Origin of the sequence: Pseudomarimonas arenosa, from assembly GCF_014841215.1 — a bacterium.
Classification (GTDB): Bacteria; Pseudomonadota; Gammaproteobacteria; order Xanthomonadales; family Xanthomonadaceae; genus Pseudomarimonas; species Pseudomarimonas arenosa.
The window spans coordinates 39,029-58,683 of record NZ_JACYTR010000023.1 but is presented as its reverse complement, the minus strand read 5'-3'; the positions used below and the strand labels follow the sequence as shown (position 1 = coordinate 58,683).

Sequence of the window (19,655 nt, the reverse complement as noted above, 5' to 3'; positions counted from 1 at the left end):
CGGCTTGCTTGTCGCGCCTATGGTGTGTTCAGGCGCCCGGGCGAAACAGTCTTGCGAGCCGGCTGGCGCTTTGCCAGGAGGCGGCTTTCAAGGCATCCAGTCCAGGCCGCTTTCCCACTGCGCTGGGTTTCCAACCCAACTTGCCGGCTGCTCGCCGCCAATAGTGGTTGAAATGCAGGGCGCGAATCTGCTGCTGTGTCTGTTCGGTATTGAAGATGATCGACAGCGATACCGATACGTCCTCGGCGCCGTTCTTCACGTAGTGGCCGGCGATAAAGGGAATATGCAGGGCCTCTCCGGGGGCAAAATCGAAGCCGGTGCCAAGCGCTTCTAGCTCATCGTTCCAGGGCGGACGTTGGCCGCTGTGTGCCATGAACCCTTCTGTGTGTTGCGCGCTGATCACGCGCTCGTCCCAGGGCTCGAACACGAACACGCGCTTGCGGCCCTGGAACTGCAGCAGCAAGGTGGAATAGCGGTCGAAGTGAAACGGCGTCAGGCTGTTTGGCGATGCGATGAACAGGTACAGCTTGGCACCGTGCAATTGATCGGGCTGACCACGGGCGCGCAGCAGGCTGCGCACATCGCCGGAGAGATCGGCAAACAGTTCCTGGAACGAAGGGTGCAGCTCGGGCGAGCGCACCATGATGTAGGAATCCGAAGTACGAATGGCTTCGATGGTGTCGGCCAGACTGAGCCCGTTCTTGTGCTCGATATGCGCGCGATCGAAGTTGTCACTGGGTTTGAGGTCGCCGCGCGAGTAGTACACATTGCTGCTCGGCAGGGTGGGCAGCACCTGGGCCAGATTGCTCAGCTCAAGCGCGGGGTGGCCGAGTAGTCGATGCTGCAGTTTGAAGCCGCGGCGATCGAGCAGGCTGCTGTCTTCCGGCGGGGCGAAGCACTTCAACTCAGCGGACATGGCGGCTCCTGAGGGTCGAAAGCAGACGATTTTCTCAGGCTTGGATCGCCGCGTCTCGTCGCCGGGGAGCAAGCTGACGAATTCGCTACCGCTACACAGGGCCTGTGGCTACTATGCCAGCGTGACCCTGATTCGGCCCCTGCTGTGGTGCCTGCTCGGCCTGCTCTGGCCGCCCTTGCTCGTCGCCAGCATGGTGGGCGAACCACTGTTCCAGACTGTGTCGGGCACTGACGAGACGGCCAATGGCATCATCACGGCGATTGCCCAGGACCGGCGCGGCCTGATCTGGTACGGCAGCACCGAGGGTCTGTTCCATTTCGATGGCTACCAGCTGCGGCGCTATCGGCATCAGCCCGGCGACCCCAATTCGCTGGGCGATGACTACGTGCGGGCTCTGCTGGCGCGCCCGGACGGCACCCTGTGGGTTGCCACCCAGAGCGGTGGCATCTCGGTCTATCACCCGGATCGTGATGCCTTCGACGTGCTACAGCCGCAGGAGGGGAATCCCAACAGCCTGGCCCACGTCGGCGTGGTGTCGCTGGCCGCCGATCCCGATGGCAGCGTGTGGATCGGCTACGGCGTGCGCGGTTTGGACCGCTACGACCCGAGCAGTGGCGAGTTTCAGCGCTTTCGTGCCGATCATGATGATCCGACTGCCCTCAGTCATGACACCGTGCGCAGTCTGTTGGTCGACCGGCGCGGCGACCTGTGGGCGGGCACCAGCGACGGCCTGAATCGCCTGCGCCGCGGTCAATCCTCCTTTGAGCGCATTGCGCCAGGCAGCAAGCTCGACAATCAGTATGTGTACTCGTTGTTCCAGGCCAGTGATGGCCGAATCTGGATCGGCACCCAGTCCGAGGGGGCTGCCGTGCTGCAGCCGGAGACGCTGGAGCTGCAGTTCTTGCCTCTGGGAGAGGCGGGGATCAGTCACCCCTGGGTCGATGGCTTCGTGGAGCCGCGCCCCGGGCGGATCTGGATTGCCAGCTTCGGCGGCGGCCTGGATGTTTACGACAGCCTCACCCTGCAGAAAGTGCGGCGAATCCGCAGCGATCCGAGCATCCCCGGCAGTCTGGCGATGGATCGAATCGTGCAGCCGATGCGGGCCACGTCGGGCTTGATCTGGATTGGCACCTGGGGCGGTGGATTGCAATGGCACAACCCCCGCAATGCCGACGCGTTCCGCATGGTCCGCTACAGTCCGATGCGCCCCGATGGTCTGTCGAATTCCTCAGCCATGAGCCTGATGGAGCTGGAAAGCGGCCATATCTGGGTCGGTACCGATGGTGGCGGCATCGATGAGCTGGATCTTGAGCGCGGTGTGGTACGCAACTGGAATACCCGCAACGCCGCGTCGGTCGGGCTGGGCGACGATACCATCCGCGCCCTGGCACGCACCGCGGATGGCAGTCGCTGGGTTGGCACCCAGCAGGCTGGCTTGCTGCGATTTGATCCCACTCGCCAGACCTTTCGTCGTGTTGCCGTAGGTGCGCAGGATCGACGCATATCGCATCTGCTGGCCTCGCAGGCCGGCGGGCTGTGGGTGGCGGCACAGCGCGGCCTCGCCTGGCTGGATTCGGCCAGCGAAGCGGTCGAGATGCTGAACCTGGAGGACGGTCGACCGTTCAGTGATTCGGTCTGGGCGTTGCGCGAGGATGCCGAAGGTCGGCTGTGGATAGGCACCGCCGGCGCCAGCTATGTCTGCCTGCCCGGCGAGCGGGTGATGCGTGCGCTGTCCGCGGGAGCGCCCGAGGCGGTGATGGATTTCTGGTTGCCGGCCTCCGGAGAGATCTGGACCATCGGTCCTGCCGGCATTCACCGTGCCGCCCATCGCCATCAGGAAACTCTGCGCTTCGCGCCCTGGGGCAAACAGCTGCAGCCGACCGATCCGAGCTTTGGTCGGCAGTTCCTGCCCGACGAGCAGGGGCGGCTTTGGACGCCCAATCATCTGCTGCAGCCCGACCCGGCGCAGGCCATCGAGATCGGACGGGCCGACGGCGTTGACGTCGGCAATGTCGATATTGGCGCTCGCCTGAAGACCCGTGAGGGCATCCTGCTGTTCGGCGGCACCCGCGGCCTGCTGGTGATTCGCCCGGAGCTGTATCAGCCCTGGCAATTCCGGGCGCCGATCCTGGTCACCTCCTTGGAGATCAATGGTCAGAAGCAATCGCTGGCGCAAATGGAGGCAGGACTGAGCGTGCCGTTCGGTCGTCGGATCGCGGTCGAGTTCGCCCTGCTCGACTACTCATCGCCCAATCGCCATCACTACGCCTACCGCCTGTTCGGTGTGGACGATGAGTGGATCAATACCGACAGTTCGCGCCGACTTGCCAGCTATACCCGCCTTTGGCCCGGCACCTATGAATTGCAGCTGCGCGGCATGGGGCGCAACGGCGAGTGGAGTGATGTGTACAGTCTGCCGCTGCGCGTGCTGCCGGCCTGGTGGCAGACGAACTGGTTCATCGCCCTGAGTCTGGTTCTGCTCGGGCTGGCCACCTATGCCCTGATCCATTGGCGTACCCTGCGTCTTCGCCAGGCCCAGGTGACCCTGCAGCAGCTGGTAGCGGAGCGGACCGCTGAGCTGTCCACGGCCAAGCAGCACGCCGAGCGCGCACTGGAGGAGTTGCGCGGCGCACAAAGTCAGTTGGTGGTGGCAGAGAAGATGGCTTCGCTGGGTCAGCTGGTGGCTGGCGTGGCGCATGAGATCAATACACCCATTGGCATCGCGGTGACGGCCGCATCGCATCTGCTGGAGGAGAATCGAAGCAGTCAGGCCAAGCTTGACTCCAACACCTTGACCCGCGGCGATCTCAAGCGTTGGCGGGAGACCGTCGACGAGGCGGGACGGCTGGTGCTGAGCAGCCTGGAACGCGCCAATGTGCTGATCACCAGCTTCAAGCAGGTCTCGGTGGATCAGACCAGCGAACATCGCCGACGCTTTGACCTGGCCACCTTCCTCGGTGAAGTGAAGACCTCGTTGTTGCCCAGCTTCCGCCGATCGACCCATCGGCTGGAGATCGACTGTCCGAGCGGACTGGAACTCGATACCTATCCCGGCGCCTTGTTCCAGATCATGATGAACTTGGTCAACAATGCCGTGGTGCACGCGTTTGAGCCCGATCAGGCCGGTATCATGCGCATTCGTGCCGAGTTGCGCGGCGAGCGAGTGATCCTGGTGTTCAGTGACAATGGCAAGGGCATGGAGGCCGCCACCGCCACTCGCGCCTTCGATCCGTTCTTCACCACGCGACGCGGTCGCGGTGGTTCCGGCCTCGGGTTGCATGTGGTGTACAACCTCACCACCCAGTTGCTGGGCGGCAAACTCGATATGCATACCGTTCCCGGTCAGGGCACCGAATTTGTATTCGAGCTGCCGCGGGTGGCCGGAACCCCGCTAAGCGAGAACTGAGCGTTCGTTGGCGCCGTTGAGGCTCAACCACCACGGCTAGCGGGAGCCACCGCCGGCTATTCGACGTAGTGCGGCTGCTGCAGTTCGATCGCCGGCTGGTAGCCGGCCTGCTGGCGTCGCAGCACGCTGTTATGAATCTTGAGTTCGGGGCCGGGCTTGCGTGCAGCGCCGCGATTGCGAATCCACACCGTTTCCCAGCGGTCGGCATCGATCGGGCGACGGCGTGGGATCGGCAGCGGTTCGATTGCCTTCCACCACCAGCGCGCTTCCAGCTCGTCGTGAGCAGGCGCCAGCGCGTGGCGCTCACTCAGTTGTTCGACAAACCGGGCTTGCGAGTCGAGCTCGGTGCCAAGCAGGTGACGGCTTACCCGGGGGCGAAAACGCAGCCCGGCAGCGCGCGCTTCGCGCACCATCCAGGCGAGCGGAATCAGACTCAGGCCGGCCTCGGGTTCGGCATAGCCGCCGCCGACATCGGAATGCACCCCCGCGAACCAGACCTGCTGTACATCGGTGCTGCGCAGTGCCGCCTCATCTTCGCGCCAGCGGTTCTGTACGAACATAACACGTCGTTCGTCCAGGGCCAGGGCGTGGCGGACGGTCTTCACCCGCGGGTTGTGCGCGGTGCGGGGGAAATAGCGCGGTACCCAAGGTAGCCCCACCGCACTGACAGAATCGAACAGGCCGACAAAACCGATCCGTGAGACATAGCGGCCGTAGTGGGCGCGAAAGCGCCGTGCCACATCGCGGTTTCCCGGCGTGCGATAGGTGTCCCAGGCGAAGCGGATCATCGGGTCGAAACCAGGGTGCAGGACGCCGACCTTGCTGATCATGCCGGCCAGCACGCGCACTGAAAAGGCGCCGCGACTGAAGCCAAAACAGCAGATTTCATCGCCTTCCCGATAGTGATTCATCAAGAAGCGATAGGCCGAGGTGACATGCTGCTGCATCAGCCAGGCTGATGCGCCATCCACCGCCATCATCAGCTTGCGGCCGATACGGCTGGTGACCGTGCCGGGTTCGATCGTGCCGACCCCAGGCTGATAGTAGGTCAGCTGGGTGTCGTCGCGAGCCAGCATGCGAAACAGGCGCTGGATATTGGTGTAGCCGCTGTTCGGATAGTTGTTGGTGCCATCGATGCAGATGATCAGGCGGCGCGACATGCAGTTTCCCCGGCTCAAGGCGCCGCTGCATGGTAGCGCGAAGTGCTGCCGTCGGCTCACCTGCGGTGGGCAGTGGCATCGCGCCGCCCTGGTTTCATCGTCAAGACCGGTCAGCCATAGTGCATGCGCGACACGCTTTCCGCTTCGATGCTGTGACCGAGCTTGCTACACAGCCGCCGATACCAGTTGCTTTGCAGCACGGCGTGCGGGTCGAACAGTTGCTTGGCCCGAATCCAGTGATCGATGTCCGGATAGGCCTGGCGCAGCTGGTCGGCCCGGGCGTGCAGACCGTAGGTCAGATAGAAGCTGCCGCCGCGAGTCAGTGCCAGGTCATACAGTTGCTGCATATCCAGCTGCAACTGGCGGAAGCCCTGGTCGTCGTGGCGAACATGCAGGTTCAGCACGACGCAGGCCCAATCCTGCCGCGCCCAGGCCAGTACGGTCTCGGCGTCGCGACGAATGACCCGTACGGTGCCGTAGACGACATCAATGGCCCGCTGTCGGCAGGTCTCCGCCAGCTCGCCGAGGAAGGCATCCAAGTCATCCAGCGGAACATACAGCTCGCAGATGGTGTCTGAACCCTTGTAGCCGAGTCGCTCGTCGATCTCCTGATGATAGCCCTCGAGATAGACGCCGAATTGATGCTCGTCAGAGGTGTAGTGCTGGCCGTCGCTGTTGAGATAGAACTCGCTGTAGCGGCGAAAGGCTTCGCTCTTGTTGCAGTGCGCCAGCCACAGCAGTTCGCGCCATTGTTCGGCTGACAGGCTGGATTGCGAACTGGCCTGCGCTGAGGCGGCGCGCGGCGTCAGCGCACGGGTTGGCTGATAGCTGGCAAACACGCCGAGGTTGAGGAAGTCCTTGCTGGCCGGGTCGATGGCAAACTGAAAATCGCCGAACTCGGCACCCTGTGCACGAGCCTGAGCAAACGATGCGCTCAGTTCATGGCGCCGCAACATCTGAACATTGCGTTTCAGTGTCGTGCGCGGCCGCAGGCGCAGGGTGAGGTCCGAGACCACGCCGAACATGCCGTAGCCGCCCACGGCCAGCGAAAAAAGATCGGGTTCGCGTTGCCGGTCGACCAGTAGGGTGAAGCCATCGGCCATCACCAGATTGAAGTTCTCGATGTCGGCCACCAGCGGGGCTGAATCGAGTCCGCGGCCGTGAATATTGGAGGCCAGCGAGCCACCCAGGCTGAAATCGTCGGCGCCGGTCTGCTTTTGCCGAATGCTCCAGCCAAAGCCCTCGGCGTCGAAGCGGGCGGAAAGAAAACGCTGAACTTGCGGCCAGCGGGTGCCAGCGGCGACCTGCAGCAGGCCCTGCTCACGATCAAAATCCAGCACACCGTTCAAGCGGCGCGTGTCCATCAGCCAGCCATCGCCGAGAAACTGCTGACCCCCCATGGCATTCTGCGCGCCGGCAACGGCGACGTTTTTGCCGGCGCGACGCGCTTCCTGCAGGACATCGGCGACTGCTTCGGCGGTTTCCGGCACGAACACTCGAGCGTGCCGGGTTACGTTCATGCCGCTGTGCAGATCATTGCGGAATCGATTGCGTTCGTTGCTTTGATTGTCCATGGCGATTTCCCCGGTGAGTGGGGCAAGACAACCGCAAGCCGCGGCGCCGCTCAAGCGCTAAGAGCAAAGTATCAGAATGCGATACGTCGGGGTCCGTTTCGAGCGACTGCCGAGTTAAGGAATTGCAAAGTCAACCTTGGGCCATCTCGGACCTGCGGGCGCCGGAGTCGCTAATCGTCGGCGAGGCGCGCGCCCGAGACTGAGCCACTCTTGGCATTTGCTGTGGCGACCGAATCGTTTGTTAAAGGATCGTTTTCCGCTACTCGCTCCGTGTGTTCATGGCGCCGTCGTTGAGGCCAGGGAAACGATATCTGCATGTTTGCTTTCCGGCAATCGGATAGCGTGACTGCCGGAATTCGAGATGCCCTGAGGTTCTCCAGGATGAGGATCTCAGAGGCTGGTAGCCGCCGGTCTCGAAGCCGTCATTGAATAGCACCCCCGGCTCGAACAGCGCGTACCAGCCGGCGCGACAGGCGCTGAACTCGAAGCGAGTGGCGCCCGCCGATACCGCCTGCCGGCGACCTGGGCAGGCTTGCTCGAAGGGCTGCCAGCGCTGCGTGACGGGGTCGAACACGCGTAGGCTCACTACGCCGTCGAAGCGGCCCGACGCTACAAATGCGGCGTGGGCATCTTGCGACAGGAGCAAGTCGCCGCCATCCAGTGCGCCGAAGAGCATACCCATACCTACCGGTTGCCAGCCCGGGGGGTTCGTCGTCTTCGCCGCTTGCTGGTCGCCGGGCACGTATTCGGAGAGATAGAGTTCGCGCGTCGAAGTCACGCTCCCCGCCATCACTTCGAGTTCCGCCCAATAGTCCTCCAGGCGCTTGATCGAGGCCGGTGCACCTGCCGTCGTCATGTTGGTGCCTTGATTGGCCGACGCCTGGCCTACCGATTGCGGCAACATGGCGACAAACTCGATGACCCGATAATTCAGGTACAGCGAAGCCTCCGCGGGAAAGACGTTGCAGCCCGGGTCGGGTAGCACGGGGTGGGTGCGCCAGTTGGGTGGGTCGACCTCGGGGTGACCTGCTGTCGCGCCGAGCAGCACCCGTCCGGCGATCGGCGGGATCTTGATCACCGACGGCACCCGCGCCCGGCCGTCGAACAGCATGTCGCCATTGCTCAACTGGGCGAAGGGGCCAACGATCTGCGGTGCGCCGGCATCGGGCTGATGGAACGTGTAGGCGGGCGTGATGGCGTTTCCTGGAAACAGCTGGGTCCGGAGGATGAGGCCGGAGCGCTCAGTTGTGCTGAAGTTGATGTCTGCGACGTGCTCACCCAGCGTTACTGGAAACCAGCCGGTGACGCCGTCGTACTGGGTGTCGCCGACAAAGTCGTTGTCGCCGCCGCCGGGAGCCGTGCCCGTTGGGGGCGCCAGCGCGAACTCGTGACAGGCGGCACCTTCCCAGGCGAGGCGATAGTCGCCGGGATCACTCACCACGAAACTGTGTGTTGCGGTGACCGGCGCGCGGGCCAGAGGGAGAACGACGCCGCTTCGGAAAAGCAGCCATTCACCTCCGCCGTTGCGGTCGGGGTCGAACGGGCCGCGCACGCCGTCGAAGTCGAGGTCGTGCCAGGCACTGACCGTGATCCGCGCGCGCTCGGGGTTGAGTCCGGCATCCACGCTGGCGCGTGGCCGGTCGGGCCGCAGGGCAAACGGGGCCGTTTCCAACCGGCCTTCGGAGACCAGATCAAAGTTGCTGTCGCGGGTAGGATCGCTGCCGAGGCCACTGGGAACCGCCGCGAACACCGAATCAAAGTCGATGCTGAGCAAGGCATTGGTCGGCTGATTGCACAGACAGTGCGCGCGCAGCTCGTAGTCGCCATTGGCATCGGTGATCGCTTGCGCCAGCGGGCTGGTCGACCCTTCTAGACGTACCGACACCACGTGGCCGGGCAGGCCGGGTTCGCCGTCTTCGCGCGTGCCCAGCGGCGTGCCGTCGCGCCATACCTTGCCGCGCAGCAGGGTGCCGCGGTGCAGGCCGGCATCCAGCGTGTCGTACCAGTCGATGGTTTGCAGCGGCGGGGTCTGCTCAGCAAAGAATCCGCGTTCGCCGCCCGGGGCTTCGGCAGTGGGCACTGGCCGTTGGGCTGAGAAATCGCTGTCGAGGGTCGGATCGCTGCCCTGCAGCCAGCGGCTGGGCAGCGACGGTGCCAGGTCGCTCAATGCGCTGAATACGGCAAGCTGGTAGTCGCCTGGTGCGATGTCTTCGAAAGCATAGCGACCGTCGCTGCCGCTCTGCACATAACGCGGGGTTCCGTTGGCATCTCGCAGGCCGAAGCGGATGCCTGCCAGGGGCGGCTCGCCCGGGTCGCGCAGGCCGTCGCCGTTGAGGTCTTCCCAGGCAATTCCGCGCACCCGCGACGCGAACAGCCCGGCATCCAGCTCGCTGCGCTGCGCGGTCGGCGCGCTATCGGGCAGGCGCAGCTCCGCCCAGCGTTGACCGGCACTGCCGCCGAGCGAGAAGTCGTTGTCGATTTGATCGTTGGTGGTGACCTGTCGCGGCGAAACAGCCCGGCCGCCCAGATCGGCCACTCTGAGTTCCACATCCAGTGTGGTGCGGTTGCAGGCGCAGCCGACACCCCTGAGCTGCCACCATCCGTTGGCGTCGGTCAGCGTTTCCGCCCGTTTGCTACCGTCGATGTAGAGTTCAATCCGTTCACCGGCAAGCCCCGGCTCCTGCGGATTCTCGATGCCGCGCTCGGTGGTTTCACGCCATACGCGGCCCGAGAGCTGTAAGCCATGATGCAAGCCTGCGTCGATGTCGAGCCGCGCCTCGCCCTCGGCCACCGTCACATTGGCGGCGTATTGCAGCCGGTCATCGCGTTGCGAGCTGATCCGCGTCGGGTCGATGTCGCTGTCGCGTGTGGCGTCGCCGCCGATGCCCTGCGCCGTGGGCAGCCAGGCCGAGCCATCGCTCTGGTTTGGCAGCACGCCGACCTCGATCGTGTAGGGACCCGCTTGCAGGCCGTCAAAGCGATAGCGGCCCTGCAGGTCGCTGGTCTGGCTGGCGATCAGCGTGCCGGTTGCAAGGAGGTAAACCGGTACCTGGGTGACCGGGCCGTCCTCGACATCCTGAATGCCATTGCCATTGCGGTCCTCCCAGATCCGTCCGCCGATGCTGGCCGGTTGGGCCACCGCTTGGTATTCGACTTCGGTCTGCGCTCCGTTGTCGCCGGGATTGGCATCGCCCGGGGTCGACTGCAGCAGGGCGCTAGCGAGGTCGTAAAGACCTGCCTGGTCCGGCGTGTCGACATCGGTGACCAGGCGCAGTTCCTGGCTGGCCCCCACGTCGAGGGCGCCCAGCGTCCAACGCAGGGTGGCCGGGTCGAAGCTGCCCCCAGCCGGCACGGCCTGCACCAGGGTCTGGCCCGGCGAGAGCTGGCCCTGAATAGTGACGGCGGAGAACGGTCGTGCGACCTGGCCGTCGTGGCTCACGCGCAGCGTGTAGACGATTTGCGTGCCTGCCTGCACCGCCGTCTGAGTGACGCTCAGATTGGGCAGCTCACGCAGCAGGGTGAAGCGAGCTTGGTCGTTGCTGCTGTCCTGGTTGCCGCTGGTCGCGGTGAGGTCTGCCGACAGCGTCAGCTGGTCGCTGCCGGTAGATGGGTCGAAGTCCACGTTAAGCACCAGCGTGGCCTGCGCGCCGGTGCTTAAGGCGCCCGCGCTCCAGTTGCCGGCGCTGTAGCTGCCCTGGCTGGGCGTGGCGCTGAGCGTCCGCAGGCCGCTCTCTGGCAGCACGCTGAGGCTGACACCGCTGGCGCCATTGTTGCCGAGGTGACGAACCCGCAGGGAAATCTGGAAAACCCCTGGCTGGAGCTCCTGGTAGAGCGGCTCCAGTGCGAGATCGTCGAAGCTCTGGCTTGCGCCCAGCAGTTCGCAGTCGGCGATCGCATTCATGCCGCCGTTGTCCACTCCGCCGCAGACCAGCAGTCGGCCGTCCAGAAGGCGGACGGCGCTGGCCCTGGCACGTGCCTTGTTTAGGTTGGGACCCGAGACCAAAATGCCCCCCGTGTCGATCAGGGTCGACGCCAGCGGGTTGACTTGATCGTCCCAGCCGCCGATGACCATCGGCCCCGACGGGGATTCGACCAACGCGTAGTGCGAACGATAGGTCATGGAGGCAGCGAGCCCGCCCAGCACCTCAACCCTGTCATTGCTGCCAACCACCACCGCCCCGTTGCTCCTCCGCAGTAGCACGGCATTGCCGACGACCCGGCTGGGGAACAGCAGCAGGGTGTCCGGGGCGCTGCCGTCCAGCGGGTGGCGGATTAGGCTACCGCCGTTGATCGCGAACAGGGGCAGACCACTGTCCATCAGGACGCCGCGGAAAGGCGGCTCGAAGACTGATCCGTTCTGGCCAGCGCGAATCAGCTGCCAACGGCTGTCCCCGGAGCGCCAGCGCCACAGAGCGGTGCCATTGAGTACGGCGACATCGCCCGAATCCAGCCGGACCGCAGCGTGCGACTCCGCGGCACCGATCGCGTTGTCCGCAAGAGTGAAGCTCAATGTTGCGGGGTCGAACAGTTCGACGACGTCGCTGACGCCGCCAAAAGCCTCTCGGCCCCCGACCACCAGCACCTTGCCATTGGGCAGGCGCGTGGCGGTGTGGAAATACCGCGTCGAGGTTGAGCTGCCGACATCGGTCCACAGGCCGGTTGACGGATCGAATACTTCGGCGTTGCCGATAAAGTTGCCGGCGCTTATCCCGCCCAGCGCCAGCACCCGCCCATCGGCGAGCAAGGTGAGGCTGTGGCCAAAGCGCGGGATCGACATCGGGGCGGCCATCTGCCACTGCGCCCACGATCGATCATAGGGCAGCAAAACTAGCAGCAAGCACCAAACCAGTCGGACGACCATGACGTTCTACTCCAGGAAGAGGGAGGCGGATTTGCAGGACCAAGGCATGGCAGCTCGTGGCGCGCCTGCTTCTCGAGGCAACCGGACAGCCTGCGCTGCTCCGGCCACCTTTCGCTAAAGAAGCCCCGGGCGGAGCTTCCCGGCAGCCTGCTAGGGGCCTTCGAAGCCGTTTGAGAAGATGCGATTGCCGGCGGGCGGTGGACTGCTGTCGTCGTTGCGAATACGGCCAGAGGCGGCATCGGCCAGCGGGTCGATCGAGCCTCCGTTGCGCGGATTGCCTAACTGCACGCGGAAGTCCTCATCGCCTTCTGCGGCGGTATCTCCTGCGACTTGAACAGTGAGTTCAACGCTTAGCACGCCCGGTGGAAAGCTCACTTGCCCAGAAGGAAGGGTTGCACCAACAAAGTCGTCGGCGCTTGCGGGCTGTGCGCCACTGCCTACCGCCGACCAACTGATGGTGGCGGCCTGCTGGGTTGTTCCGCTGCGGTCGACACGGAAGCGATACGGGTTCGCGCCGGCGTTGCCCTCTGCCCGGTCAGCATCAACCGCGCTGATGCTGAACAAGCTGTCGTCGTTGAACACGGTGCTAAATACTTCGCGCGCATTTTGGTTGATGACGCAGCCGGAAGGGGCGCCGAGACTGACTGCAAACTGCTCGTCACCCTCGAATTCACTGTCGGCCTGGATCCGAACCTCGAGATCCGCTGTGGTCTCTCCTGGCGCCAGCTGATAAGGCAGGGCCACGCCGAGATTGCCGCTGAACAGGTCGCCCTGCTCGATCGGATCCGAACTAGCCCCTTGGATGGTGAGCGTGAAACTGCAGAAGCCGGACGTGTCTTGGGTTCGGGTGACGCGGAAGCGATGGGTGCCATAGAAGGTGGAGCCTTCGGGCTGATTGATCACAACAGGCGTGAGCGCCAGCGTGGCTACCGAGCCAAAGCTGCTGTCATCGTTAAGTACGATGCCGCTGGCGCTGGTACGCGTGCCGGGCAGGCCACCGCTGATCTGAGTCAGTTGCAGCCTGAACGTCTCATCAAACTCGGCATTGGAGTCGCCGGCGACCTGCACGGTGACGGTGGTCTCGGCTTCGTCCTGGGCAAAGAATGCGCTTCCGAACGGAAGCGCCGCGGCTGCAAAGTCAGCGGCGTCGACCGGATGCGATCCCTGACCCTGAACTTCCCATTGCACTGAGGTCGAACCTCGCAGGTCGCCGTTGCGGCGTAGGTTGAACGTAAATGGAGTCGTTCCACTGTTTCCCTCGGGCAGGGCGACTTGAGCCGTGTCGAGATCGACTTGCGGGTCCTGCAGTTCGAACGCGCCAATGTCGACGCCGTTGCCGTCGTCGCGCGCGAAGCCTGCACCACGTTGATCATTCGGCCTGCTGGAGTTGCCGGTATTGATGATGGACGTTGCGAATGAAGAGTGCGGTCGCAGCTTGACGCAGCGATCGCCGAGGTAGCCGATCTTGGTTGCGCATCCATAGTCACCCAGGCTGCCAAAAGCCGCTACTGCGGTGAATACGTTGTTGCTGTTGCTGCCATTGATCTCACCGGCCGAGTCCGGTGGCGTGAGCAGACTGTGCTGCATGTTGACGGTGGTCGTGCCACGTCGCCACAGGTTGCCCTCACCAAACTGGGTGTTCGACAACACGCTGTTTCGAATCGAAACGTTGGCATTCATCGCTTCGATGCCGCTTGCGCCCTGGCCGCTTGAGGCAAAGGTATCGTTGTTGATCAGCGAGCTGTCGTTGAGCTGCAGGGAGCCGCCGTCCAGTCGGATGCCCGCCGTGGTGGCACCTACTCCGTCACTGCCGTGGTTGGACGTGTTGTCGGCGAAGGTGCTGGAAACGATGTCCAAGTTTGCAGCGCCAGCAGAAATCGCCGCCACATTGTCCGCAACCTGATTGTTGCCAAAGCTGCTGCCGACGATGCTTACCTGCGAGTACGAGCCCACCCGTAGTGGCGTTGCAGTGTTTCCCTCGAACATGGAGTTGCCGACCACCAGGAACGCCGGCTGGCCATTGTTGCTGGCAAAGAAATCGACTGCAGGACTTGCCGCGTTATTTGCCACCAGGCTGTCGAACATCAGCAAGTTGGCAAAGCGCGTCGATATCGCCGAGCCACCGCCATTCGACGCATTGCTCTCGAACGTGCTCCCTCGCAGGGTAAGCTGGCTGCCCAGCGAGTAGATTGCGCCACCCTCTCCTCCGCTGGTGAGCACCTGTGCGATGTTGTTTGTGAACAGGCTTCGCTCGACGGTCAAATTGGAGGCGACGGAAAGAATCGCCCCGCCGTGCCCGTAGCTGGCGCTGCCGCTGTCCTCGACACGATTGTTGTTGAACACGCTGTCTTCGATCTTGATCGAGGATGCGGCATTCAAGCTGATGTAGATCGCGCCGCCGCCGCTGATGTTGGACGGATCCACGGCAGTGACTTGATTGTCTGCGAAGAAGAGATTCTGCAGTCGCACATGGACGTCGTTGAATGCGCTGTCGACGCGCATCGCGGCGCCGCGGCCCTGGCCAAAAACGCCCGCATATGCGTATCGGGCGCCGCTGAGCTGCAGGTTTCGAATCGTGTAATTGCCATCGGCTGAGGGCAGGACATCGAGCAGCCGTGTGGTCATGCCGGTCGCAGGTCGAATGATTTGCCGATTGTTCGGGCCGACGATTTCGGCGGGCCGCTTGAGTTGTAAGGTGCTGGTAAGTTCGATGGCTGAGAGCCCGCTGGCGATCGTGATTCTATCCACGCCGTTCCCGCCGGCGCAGTCGCTCCATAGCTGGGTTTGGAATTCATTGTTGTCCAGCGCTTCGCGCAAGGTGCAGGCACCGTCGTTCGCCAGCGTGTCGGCATTCGAATCGACCAGAATGTCCGCGGCCTGAAGGGCGAACGGTGTGTTCATCACAAGAAGCGCGATTGCGTACTTGAACGCGATGTTTCGCCTACTTGGTGCACGGGATTGCGAGGCAGTTAGGATCATTGTTTTTCCCCAATGGTGTTAACGTGGTCATGTCAAACAGGGTCGGTCCGCGCATCCCACTCGGTTGAATGGGCGTGACGAGTTGTTCGCGAGCGCTCCGGGCGATCAGATGTCGGGCGCTGCGCTACCACTGGGCTGCCCGGGCGATCGCCGATGGCTTTCAGCCTCTGGCGTGGCGCCGCTGGTCGTTTGCTCTTCGACGATCTCCAGCTTGGTCGTGCGCTCTCAGAGCAGGGAGCAAGGTGAGGATCGAAAGATGGGCTGGCATGGCCGACGGACTCCTGGGTGTTGAGATGTAAGGGCCCCAGAGCAATCTGCGTGCCAACATGAGAAATGACGTCGAATCAGCGAGTTGCGATGATGTTCGGCGCCCCGCTCGTGCGGAGACGCGAACTCGATGCGCGCTGGTTTGGGTACCTCGTTCGGCAACGCGAACGATGCGAGTTGAACTGTGGCCGACGCACTTGGTTGCGCAGCAGGCGATTCAGAGAGACGTGGGTGGTTGAACCTCGATGAACGCGAGCGAGCGTTCGGAGTTCGCATTTGCGAACTGCCCGACTTATCCTGCGACTTTGATTCCTTTGCGTTTCGTCCATGGCCGATATTCGCTACAGCATTGAGGTCTTGCATCCGCCGGGTTTGCCCCTGACCCGGCGGCAACTCGCGGTGGGCCGCTTTGTCCTTGGGCGCTCTTCGAGCTGCGATCTTCCCCTTGAGGCACGCGGGGTCTCGCGCGAGCATGTCGCCCTACAGGTCCTGGAGGACGGTGGCATATGTTTGAGCGATTTGGGGTCGACCAACGGTTCATTGCTCGATGGCAAGCGCTTTCACGAGCGGGCGATCAGTGGCGACTTTGTGCTGGAATTAGGCGAGGTGCGGCTGCGATTTAGGGAGCACGAACCTGAGCTCGGCGCGCTGGCTTTTCGTACAGGGCCGCAGATGGCGCCGACGAAAGAAGCAATGGCGTCGGCCAATGACGATGAGCCGCAGACTCAGGTCGACAGCCAGTTTCGTCGCTTGCGCGAAAGCCTCTCCTCATTTCTGATCATCAATCCAACGCAGGCGCCGCTCAGTGCCCTGCTAGGCGCTGCACTGCCAGCGCTCGGCGCGCGCGCCCTTTGCCTTCGCGATGCCGCCGGGCGGGTGCTCGCTGCGGCGGGGGAATCGGGCATGACCTTGCGCGACTGGATCAAGACTGAGGCGCTGAGCCTCGCGATGGATGCGGAATGTCAGCCGAGCGCCGCCACCGAGCGGGCGCTTCGACAACTGCTCAACTGGTGGTCAGTGGAGACCGGCCAGATTCAGGCCAAACCCGAGGCGACGCCGGTGTTCCCAGGAGTGGCCAGCGAGCACTCCCCTCTGAAGACTTCCTTGCGCGCCCTGGCTCGGGTGGCCAAGACACGGGTGGGGGTGTTGATACTGGGCGAATCTGGTACGGGCAAGGAGTTGGTGGCGCGCTGGGTGCATGCCTGCTCGGCGCGAGCTGCGGGACCATTCATTGCGATCAACTGCGCGGCATTGCCGCGTGACCTGCTGGAAGCTGAGTTGTTTGGCATCGAAAAAGGGGCGGCTACGGGCGTTGACGCCCGCCCGGGCGTCTTTGAACGCGCGCACGGCGGGACCTTGTTCCTCGATGAGCTGGGCGATATGCCACCGGAGACGCAGGTGCGGTTGCTGCGCGCGGTGGAAGACGGCCGAATTCATCGGGTAGGTGGCAAGCGCTTGATGGAAGTTGATGTCCGGTTGGTGGCGGCCACCCATGCCGATCTGCAGCAAGCCATCGAAAGCAAACAGTTTCGACTGGACCTTTTCCATCGAGTGGCGGGATTCGAGGTGCTGTTGCCGCCCTTGCGCGAGCGCGTGGCAGACATCGCGCCGCTGGCCTTTCATTTCTTTGCCGCTGCCCTGCAGCAAAACGGCACCCGCAGCCCTGGGATGACCGAAGCTGCCTTGCGCTGCCTACAGCACTGGCACTGGCCAGGCAATGTCAGAGAGCTGCGTCAGGCCATAGAAGGCGCCACGGCAACCCTGCTCGACGGTGAAGCGCTCGACGCGCAGCATTTGCCGCCACGCATCGCGCGCCGCACTGAGCCTTCAGCGGCGTCGAGCAACCACTCCAGCGAAAGTGCGGTGTTGAGTCTGGCCGAAGCCGTGGCGCGGGCCGAGCGTCTTGCGCTTGAGCGAGCCCTGCACGCAGCGGGTGATGTGCCGGAGCTTGCATGGGGATTGCTTGGAATCGGCAAGACCACCTTTTACAAGAAGCTGAAGGAACATCGCATTCAACGCGAGCATGACGACTCAGATGGCATGGAGGCATCGCCTTGATGCAGTACGAAGACGGCGACAAGACCGATCTGCTGGCGCTCACCGAGCGCGTTCGCAAGGTTCACAAGGAGGACAAGCGCACTCTGTCGTCAGGAACCTGCTTCGGTCGCTACCGAATCGAGGCGTTGATTGGCGAAGGCGGGATGGGCGCGGTGTACCTTGCCACGCAAACCGAGCCGGTGAAGCGGTCTGTTGCGATCAAGGTTTGCCTTGAGCGCAGGCTGGAAGACGAGGACCTGTCCCGCTTCTTGGTTGAGCGGCAAGTCCTGGCGCGAATGAGCCATCCGGCCATTGCCCAGCTCTTGGATGCCGGTACCTTGGACGATGGTACGCCTTTCTTCGTGATGGAATACGTGGCCGGTGACCGGGTGACGCGCTTTGTTCGGCAGCGTCAGTTGACGGTTGAGCAGCGTATCCAACTGTTCTGCGAATTCTGCCACGGTGTGGAACACGCACATCGCCGCGGCGTGATTCACTGTGATCTCAAGCCGTCGAATCTATTGGTCACCGAAGTGGAAGGGCGGCTGCAGCCCAAGGTGATCGACTTTGGCATCGCGCGCGCGATGGCGCACGAGTCCACGCAAGGCACGTCGGCCGGCACGCCTGGCTACATGAGTCCTGAGCAGGCCTCGGGAATGGTCGACCTCGATACGCGAACCGATGTGTTCAGTCTCGGTGTGCTGTTGTACGAGCTGTTGGCCGAGCGTCCGTTTGCGCAGGCCGATGCGGCGGCTGCGCCAGCGCTTGAACAGCGCTTGTTGGCGTTCGCAGGTGACGCCGGGCGGCCTGAACTGCACAGTTTGAAACTGTCCGGCCTTGCGCGGTCGCGCTGGCGTGAGCTCGACGCAATCGTCAATCGAGCGACCGCGGGTGCGCGCGAGCAGCGTTACGGAAGCACGGCCCAGCTGGCCGAGGATCTTCAGCTTTGGCTGCGGCGTGAGGCCATTCCTGCCTACTCCTCGTCCTGGATATATCGGGGCGCCTGCGTCTTACGTCGTCACGCGCTGCTCGCCACCATCTCCGGGCTTGCGCTTCTGAGCATTGCAGTGCTCGGCGCGCAACTGGTTGCTCAGTATCAGGAAGTCAGTCGGCAGCGCGACGTAGCCGAAGAGACCTCTAGGCTGCTGTTATCGACCTTTCAGGCCGCCGATCCCTATACCTATCCCGGAGCCAGCATCAGTGTTCGTGAGTTGCTCATTCGCAGCGCTGGGCAGGTCATGCAAAAGCCGCTTGAGCCAACGATCAAGCTTCGATTGCTGAGTGCATTGGCAGATGTGCAGGCCAATCTTGAGCTGTGGGACGATGTGCTGGTAACGCGCATGGAAGCCGAAAAACTCTCAGATTCGGCGGGTGTGTCGCGGGACGATCGGGCCGATTTCGCCTTGCAGCGGCTTCGCGCAATGGTCGATCTTGAGCAATGGGATGAGGCGGCTAATAAACTTGATCGTTTCGCGTCGCGGTTTGATCTGCCGCCCACCCATCCTCTGGTACTGGAATCGCAGATCTTGCGTGTCGAGATCTGGGAGGCCACCGATCAGGCAGACCGGTCGGCACAGCTACTGCGAGAGCTGGAGCCGCTCGTTCGCGCCTCGGACAAGCCTGAGCTGCGCTACCGCTGGGCGCGTTTTCGCGGGCGTGCCGCGGTATTGGCGCAGGATGGCGAGCGCGCATTGGCACCGCTCAACGAAGCCTATCGGTTGGCGGTGGACTTTTGGGGGGAAGACGATGCACGTACGGCGGCCACGCTGTCTGATCTGGCCTTGGCCGAAGCCCTGGCGGGGAACCTCGATCAGGCTGAGCAGCATCGGCGTGCCATTGTCGCCTTCAGTGAGCGCCTCTTCGGCGGCGACAGCGTTGGATTGGCGGTTGATCTGAGCAATCTCGGTGCGTTTCTGCAGCGCCGCGGCGAACGCGACAAGCTGGTGGAATCGGTGGCTGTGTATCAGCGTGCGCTCGACATCTTTCGCCAGCGCAGCGGCGAGAGCTCGGTCGATACGGCGACCGCCGCCAACGGCTTGGCGAGTGCGTTGGAAAGTCTAGGTGAGTTTGATCGCGCGAGTGCGGCTTATCGGCAGGCCGCCGATGCGATGCGTGCGGCGCGGGGTGATCAGCACTCCCTAGTGGGGATCGTCCTGCATAATTGGGGACGCAACGAGCTACAGGCCGGTCGACTCGCATCGGCTGAACGGTTGCTCAGTGAATCGGCGCCGCTGCTAGAGCAGGGATTGGGTAAGGATCACCCGCGCTACGCAATTTGGCGGCATACCATGGCTCGCTTGCGTTTGGCGCAGGGAGAGCGCGTCGACGCGTTGGTCTTGATCAAGGCCGCGTTGCCGGTCCTTGTAGCAGCTTACGGCGAAGACTCTACTGAGGTGAAAGCTGGCCAAGCCACTGAGAACGCAGCGCTTGAGCCATAAGCTAAGTTGCCTGGCGA

General features: G+C 63.4%; 8 protein-coding genes. 3 read left to right on the top strand and 5 right to left on the bottom strand.

Translation table 11 applies throughout. The features are described from left to right. Positions 1–28 precede the first annotated feature (28 nt). Entirely contained in the window at positions 29–916 is an 888-nt protein-coding gene (locus IFO71_RS12055; protein WP_192029891.1) for a cupin-like domain-containing protein, read from the bottom strand. Positions 917–1,037: 121 nt separating this feature from the next. Between IFO71_RS12055 and IFO71_RS12050 the strand changes: the two genes are divergently transcribed. Beyond that, on the top strand, positions 1,038–4,322 hold the full coding sequence (locus IFO71_RS12050; RefSeq protein ID WP_192029890.1) for a sensor histidine kinase: 3,285 nt from the start codon (positions 1,038–1,040) through the stop codon (positions 4,320–4,322). A 56-nt stretch (positions 4,323–4,378) separates the two neighbouring features. Here IFO71_RS12050 and IFO71_RS12045 read toward each other — a convergent pair whose 3' ends face one another. From IFO71_RS12045 to IFO71_RS12030, 4 genes are all read right to left on the bottom strand, one after another. Next, on the bottom strand, positions 4,379–5,482 hold the full coding sequence (locus tag IFO71_RS12045) for a T6SS phospholipase effector Tle1-like catalytic domain-containing protein (RefSeq protein WP_192029889.1): 1,104 nt from the start codon (positions 5,480–5,482) through the stop codon (positions 4,379–4,381). 110 nt (positions 5,483–5,592) lie between these two features. Next, the gene (locus IFO71_RS12040) at positions 5,593–7,056 is read right to left on the bottom strand and encodes an FAD-binding oxidoreductase (RefSeq protein WP_192029888.1); all 1,464 of its coding nucleotides are present in this window, start codon (positions 7,054–7,056) and stop codon (positions 5,593–5,595) included. Between the two features lie 259 nt (positions 7,057–7,315). Further along, entirely contained in the window at positions 7,316–11,845 is a 4,530-nt protein-coding gene (locus IFO71_RS12035) for an SdrD B-like domain-containing protein (RefSeq protein ID WP_192029887.1), read from the bottom strand. A 222-nt stretch (positions 11,846–12,067) separates the two neighbouring features. After that, the gene (locus IFO71_RS12030) at positions 12,068–14,818 is read right to left on the bottom strand and encodes a Calx-beta domain-containing protein (protein ID WP_192029886.1); all 2,751 of its coding nucleotides are present in this window, start codon (positions 14,816–14,818) and stop codon (positions 12,068–12,070) included. A 672-nt stretch (positions 14,819–15,490) separates the two neighbouring features. Here IFO71_RS12030 and IFO71_RS12025 point away from each other — a divergent pair. Together IFO71_RS12025 and IFO71_RS12020 are read left to right on the top strand one after the other, a co-directional pair. After that, a complete protein-coding gene (locus IFO71_RS12025; protein ID WP_192029885.1) occupies positions 15,491–17,221 on the top strand; it encodes a sigma 54-interacting transcriptional regulator in 1,731 nt (576 codons plus the stop codon). Next, positions 17,221–19,638 carry a serine/threonine-protein kinase gene (locus IFO71_RS12020; RefSeq protein ID WP_192029884.1) on the top strand — a complete coding sequence of 806 codons (2,418 nt, stop codon included), beginning with the start codon at positions 17,221–17,223 and terminating at the stop codon, positions 19,636–19,638. The genes IFO71_RS12025 and IFO71_RS12020 overlap by 1 nt, the downstream gene beginning before the upstream one ends. Positions 19,639–19,655: the final 17 nt, after the last annotated feature.